The 4,591-nt window shown below is 38.4% G+C and carries 6 protein-coding genes; 3 read left to right on the forward strand and 3 right to left on the reverse strand.

Features of this window, described 5'->3' with window-relative positions:
* Positions 1 to 341 (forward strand): hypothetical protein (locus D5R40_RS36530; protein WP_240041688.1); only part of this gene is annotated, 341 nt, incomplete at its 5' end.
* A 17-nt stretch (positions 342 to 358) separates the two neighbouring features.
* Here D5R40_RS36530 and D5R40_RS30570 read toward each other — a convergent pair.
* The gene (locus D5R40_RS30570; protein WP_338043267.1) at positions 359 to 1,063 is read right to left on the reverse strand and encodes a cytochrome P450; all 705 of its coding nucleotides are present in this window, start codon (positions 1,061 to 1,063) and stop codon (positions 359 to 361) included.
* A gap of 26 nt (positions 1,064 to 1,089) precedes the next feature.
* Between D5R40_RS30570 and D5R40_RS30575 the strand changes: the two genes are divergently transcribed.
* Entirely contained in the window at positions 1,090 to 1,287 is a 198-nt protein-coding gene (locus D5R40_RS30575) for a hypothetical protein (RefSeq protein ID WP_124147803.1), read from the forward strand.
* A gap of 141 nt (positions 1,288 to 1,428) precedes the next feature.
* On the opposite strand, the gene D5R40_RS40315 is transcribed toward D5R40_RS30575, so the two are convergent.
* Together D5R40_RS40315 and D5R40_RS40320 are read right to left on the reverse strand one after the other, a co-directional pair.
* On the reverse strand, positions 1,429 to 1,860 hold the full coding sequence (locus tag D5R40_RS40315; RefSeq protein WP_240039210.1) for a hypothetical protein: 432 nt from the start codon (positions 1,858 to 1,860) through the stop codon (positions 1,429 to 1,431).
* 18 nt (positions 1,861 to 1,878) lie between these two features.
* Positions 1,879 to 2,490, reverse strand: coding sequence for a vWA domain-containing protein (locus tag D5R40_RS40320; protein WP_240039209.1), 612 nt, complete (start codon positions 2,488 to 2,490; stop codon positions 1,879 to 1,881).
* Between the two features lie 554 nt (positions 2,491 to 3,044).
* On the opposite strand from D5R40_RS40320, the gene dprA reads away from it, so the two are divergent.
* The gene (gene dprA, locus D5R40_RS30585; RefSeq protein WP_124147802.1) at positions 3,045 to 4,190 is read left to right on the forward strand and encodes a DNA-processing protein DprA; all 1,146 of its coding nucleotides are present in this window, start codon (positions 3,045 to 3,047) and stop codon (positions 4,188 to 4,190) included.
* Positions 4,191 to 4,591 lie beyond the last annotated feature (401 nt).

Below are 4,591 nucleotides of genomic sequence, written 5' to 3' on the forward strand. Positions count from 1 at the left end.
GAAGTGTGGGAAGTGTGGGAAGTGTGGGAAGTGTGGGAAGTGTGGGAAGTGTGGGAAGTGTGGGAAGTGTGGGAAGTGTGGGGAGTGTGGGAAGTGTGGGAAGTGTGGGAAGTGTGGGAAGTGTGGGAAGTGTGGGAAGTGTGGGGAGTGTGGGAAGTGTGGGAAGTGTGGGAAGTGTGGGAAGTGTGGGAAGTGTGGGAAGTGTTCACCGATGCGGGGTCGCACCAATGTTACCTGTTCCCTACTACATAAAGATTAAATCCTATAGCGCAAGGCAACAGGCAATAGGGGAATACAAAAGGGTTTCAGCTTCTATTCATGTCAAACACCTTAATGCGTAGCGCTATAGTCTCAATCTTTATCTATCCAAATGCCATAATTTTATTTTTAAACCGTCACGGGGATTAGGTGTTGGTACTGCAACTAGACTTAAATCTTGTTCTGGTAGAAGCTCCCATTCATAACTTCGTAACAACTTGGCGGCAAAAATCTTCATTTCTAAGCGAGCAAATTCTTTACCTAAACATTCGCGCATCCCACCGCCAAAGGGAATATAACCAAATATTTTTTGTTTATCTACAGCATTTTCTGGGGCAAAACGGTCGGGGTCAAAATTTTTATGTTCTGGATAGAGAGTTTCATCCTGTTGAGTCTTACCAATTTGATACTGAATTAACCAACCTTTTGGAATAGAATATCCACCAAATTCACAGTCTTGAATTACTTGTCGGAACCCACCCCCCACAGGTGGAATTAATCTCAATACTTCCTTGAGAACTTGTTCTAGATAGGTCATTTGTTTCAGACTTTCTGTAGTTAGGGGTTCAGTGGGAGAAAATTGTTTTTGTTCTTCACGAGCGCGAGTAAGTACATTTGGGTTTTGAGTTACTAATAGACAGAAAGAAGCGATCGCTGAAGTTAATGTCTCGTGGCCAGCAAATAGCAATAATAATATTTGGTCTTTGAGTTCATCCAAAGGTAAACTATTTCCATCTTCATCCCGCGCTTGCAAGAGTATTCCCAAGGCATCCTCACCCAAATTTTGTTGTTGCTGTCGTTGCAAAACAATAATAGTGCGTTAATTTTTGGTTGTGGCAAGACAAGGATGACAAGGATGACAAGGAGGACAAGGATGACAAGGAGGACAAGGATGACAAGGAGGACAAGGAGGACAAGGAAGACAAGGAAGACAAGGGAGAAAAATCTATTGCAACATTTAAGATGAAACAGTCCACTACCAATAGCTTCTTCCTTCTTATATCATGTCCGCTGGTATCGTTTGTGTAAATCCAAGGGTGAATATCTACAGGAAATTTAGGTTTTTTCAAGCTTTTAAGCCTTCTTCCTTCTTCCCTCTTCCTTCTTCCTTACCTTCGCTATACAATACTGATGCTACCGGACATGATATTACTTCTTCCTTCTTCCTTCTTACCGACTCCAATCTTCAACTTCATACAAAAAACGAGTTCCACCAATTAATTTACGATTCACCGACGTACTCTGAACAAACACCACATATTTCTCCAAGTTATTAGGTTTAATTCGCACCGTTGTACCATGAGGCAAATCTAAAATTTCCCGCGCAGCTTCTCCCTGAAATAAATCTCCTGTTGCTCGAACCATTAAAATAATTTCTTTTTTCCTTTGAATAGTTTCGGTCTTCGTAAATTCATAAAAACCACGCCCTTTGTTAAAAGTTAAACCATTTTCTAAGACAAAGTTTTTAATTGGTTTATTCTCATCCACTTCTAAAACTTGGAACCTTCCCGGCGTAACAACTCGCAAATATGCTGACTCATAAACACTCGTTTCTTCTCGATTTAACATGGTATTAAAAATTTGATTTAAAACACGATTCATTCGCCCCATATCTACAATTTATTGTTCATAATTTTGCAGCTCTTCATCTGAAGATTGTTGATAACAAACTGCTAAAAATAAATCATTAATATAAGCAAATTGGTCTAACTTGATATGAAAACCACCAGATTTTTCTGCCAATTCTTGATAAAAAATTGTGGCATGACGACGATTTAATGCTTGTACGCCATAAATTATAATTCCCATATCTGATAATTTATTAACTTCTTCTCGCCAATTTAACTTCTGAGGATTTTGACTAGGTGGATGAGGAATATCATCTCCAATTAATACTAAAGATTTGGTTGCTTTCCGAGTCCAAGCAAAAGATTGAGCTTGATGCAATACTAATTCATAACATTCTGGCGCGTCTCCACCACCTGTCTTTCCTACCCTTTCTACAAAGTTACAAATAGCATCAATATTTTGGGATAATTCTAATCGTTTTGTCACATAAGTAGAGTGGCGATCGCAATAATCTCCATGAGCAATAATTCCAATTCTAATACCAGGAATTTCTAACATTAATCGAGTTACTGTATTTTGGATTTTTCGGCGTACTTGAGTTAGGCAAGGATACATACTGCCAGTTGTGTCAAAGCTGAATACTACTTCTATATTATTAGTCATATTTTTTCTCCAATTTTTGACAAAATTTCCACAGAAAATCCCTCGGTTTCAGCCTATAAATTAGCTGCTACCAATTAGATAAATTAGTTAGGTTTGAAAGCTTTATAGCAGGGAACAGGGAACAGGGAATAGGTGGAAAAACATTTCCCTGTCTGAGGTTCACCATCAGTTTATGTTCTCAGGACTTACGCACAGACACTATGTATAGAGTCCAGTAACTATTGTCCAATAATTAAAAGTACTATATATAGCGTATCTGCGTAAGTCCTATTTATATTTTAATCAATGTTGAACAAAACGTCAATAATAAATTGAATAAAAAATCAATCAAATATTTTTTAGATTATAGACAAAACAATATTTTTCCTTCTGCTTTCTGCTATAAATGCTGGGAGAGCGGGAAACCCTAAAATAAGTTTACAGCGACTTTCATTTGGGTAGACCACAGTAGGGACGTTCCATGGAACATCCCTACAAGGTTTTTGTTTGTGAAGATGTGGTTCATCAACTTGAAAAGTGCTGTAGAAACAACCATTGCTTAATAGGAGAAATAATTGATAGAAGAACGTGCCTACTGGTTGGCATGGGCAAAAATCAGTGGTATAGGTCCAATAGCTCTACAACGACTCAAACAACAATTCGAGACTTTGGCAATAGCTTGGACGGCCAGCCCCAAAGAATTAGGCCAAGTACCAGGATTTGGCCGTCAGAAGATAGAGAAAGTAGTGGAAGAGCGATCGCGTCTGGACCCAAAACAACTAATAGAAGAACACACGGCGAAAAATCCTAATTTCTGGACTCCAGCAGACCCAGACTATCCACGTCTTTTGCAAGAAATTCCGACACCGCCTGCTCTGCTATATTATCGAGGCATAGTTGACCCCCAAGAAGTTCTAGGTATTACTCCGACGGTAGGAATAGTCGGTACTCGTTACCCCACTGAATATGGTCGTCGTTGGACAAGGAAAATAAGTTCGACCTTGGCAAAAAGTGGATTTACTATTGTTTCTGGACTAGCTATGGGAATTGATGCTGAGGCACATAGTGCTTGTTTAGAAGCAGGGGGGCGAACAATTGCTGTTTTTGGTAATGGGGTTGATACAGTTTATCCCAAGGAAAATAAAACTCTTGCTGAAAAAGTGATAAAACAGGGGTTGGTGGTGAGTGAATATCCGGCAGGTACGAAACCAAACTCTAAACATTTTCCCCAACGTAACAGAATTATTGCAGGATTAAGTAGGGCAGTTTTAGTGATGGAAGCTCCCCAAAGATCGGGTGCTTTAATTACTGCAGATATGGCAAATGAATTTTGTCGAGATGTGTATGTTTTACCTGCTCGTTTAGATGACGAAAAATCTCATGGTTGTTTGCAGTTAATTAATCATGGTGCAGAGGTAATTCCGATTACTATGGATAAGTTATTAGAAATGTTAGGAGCAATACCACCGTTAGATATTGATGTGGTAGAACCTTCCGAACAATTATCTTTATTTGAGGAGAAAAGTCGGGATTCTATTCCAGATTTACAACCTCTTTTAGCGAAGGTTTTTCAACATATTTCTAATGAAGCTATTCATTTAGATTTAGTTGTACAAGCAACAGGTTTATCACCAGCAGATGTTTCTAGTTCTTTATTACAGTTGGAGTTATTAGGGTTAGTTACTCAGTTACCAGGAATGCGTTATATCATCTCCGGTTGAATACTTGACGGAGGAGTCAGGAGTCAGGAGTCAGGAGTCAGGAGGAAAGAAAGAAGAAGAAAGAATAAAGAGGAGGAAAAAGAGAAAGTTTTTTATCACGAATTATCCGGACATGATATTTTCAAAAAAATTAATATGGCAGGTATCTGTGGGTGCATCTCATATTTGCAAAAATACTTTTTTCCTATATATTTTCTGTTGCCTGTTGCCTGTTGCCTAAAAGCGATAATTTTTTGGCTTTATTCTTGCATTGAGATGTACCCGTATCTGTAAAACTTCTGCTTTTTTTAATTAATCTTGATGTTGAATATCAAATAATGATTAAATTTTTCCTTCTTATTTCTTCCTTCTTCCCTCTTCCTTCTGAATAATGACTAAATATTTACTTCTTCCCTCTTCCT

The sequence above is a fragment of the Okeania hirsuta genome, from assembly GCF_003838195.1.
GTDB lineage: Bacteria > Cyanobacteriota > Cyanobacteriia > Cyanobacteriales > Microcoleaceae > Okeania > Okeania hirsuta.